Consider the following 1,106-nt stretch of genomic DNA (forward strand, 5'->3'; position numbering starts at 1 on the left):
TCCTCCAGCGAGAGGACCCCGGCCACGTGGGCGGCGGTGATCTCGCCGATGGAGTGACCGGCCAGGAAGTCGGGCCGCACGCCCCAGGACTCGACGAGGCGGAAGAGTGCGGTCTCGATGGCGAAGAGCGCGGGCTGCGTGTAGGCGGTGCTGTTCAGCAGCGCCTCGTCCTCGGCGGACCCGCCCCAGATCACCTCGTACAGCGGGGTGTCGAGGTACGTGTCCACCGCGGCGGCGACCTCGTCGAAGGCGCGGGCGAACACCGGGAAGGCGGAGTGCAGTTCGCGGCCCATGCCCAGGCGCTGCGCGCCCTGGCCGGTGAACAGGAAGGCCGTGCGGCCGCCTTGGGCCTGGCCCTCCACCACACCGGCGTCGGCGATCGTGCCCTCGGCGAGGGCCGACAGGCCGGACAGGAGCTCCTCGCGGTCGGCGCCGACGACGACCGCGCGGTGCTCGTGCGGGGTCCGGGTGGTCGCGGTGGAGTAGCCGAGGTCGGTGAGCGTGAGCTCCTCGTCCGCGGCGACCCGGGCGTGCAGCCGCGCGGCCTGGTCGGTCAGCGCCCGCGCGGAGCGGCCCGACAGGACGACCGGGACCAGCGGGAGTTCCCGGGCGCCCTCGGTCCCGGCCGGCTCTGCGGCCGGGGCCTCCTCCAGGATGACGTGGACGTTCGTACCGCTCAGACCGAACGAGGACACGCCCGCGCGGCGCGGGCGCTCGCCCGCCGGCCAGTCGACGGCCTCGGTCAGCAACTGGACGTTGCCCGACTCCCAGTCCACGTGCGGGGTCGGCTCCTCCAGGTGGAGGACCTTCGGCAGCAGGCCGTGGCGCAGCGCCTGCACCATCTTGATGACGCCGCCGACGCCGGCCGCGGCCTGCGTGTGGGCCAGGTTGGACTTGAGCGAACCCAGGTACAGCGGCTTGTCGCCGGCGGGCCGCCGGCCGTACGTGGCCAGTACGGCCTGGGCCTCGATCGGGTCGCCCAGCGTCGTGCCCGTGCCGTGGGCCTCGACCGCGTCGACGTCGGCGATGGTCAGGCCGGCGTTCTCGAGGGCGCTGCGGATGACGCGTTGCTGGGAGGGGCCGTTGGGGGCGGTCATGGAGCTGGA

The 1,106-nt window shown here is 74.2% G+C and carries 1 protein-coding gene; it reads right to left on the reverse strand.

Translation table 11 applies throughout. The features are described 5' to 3' along the window. On the reverse strand, positions 1 to 1,106 hold a 1,106-nt coding region (locus K7B10_RS40470), incomplete at both ends, for an acyltransferase domain-containing protein (RefSeq protein WP_229346053.1).

Source organism: Streptomyces flavotricini, assembly GCF_020639365.1.
GTDB classification, from domain to species: domain Bacteria; phylum Actinomycetota; class Actinomycetes; order Streptomycetales; family Streptomycetaceae; genus Streptomyces; species Streptomyces flavotricini.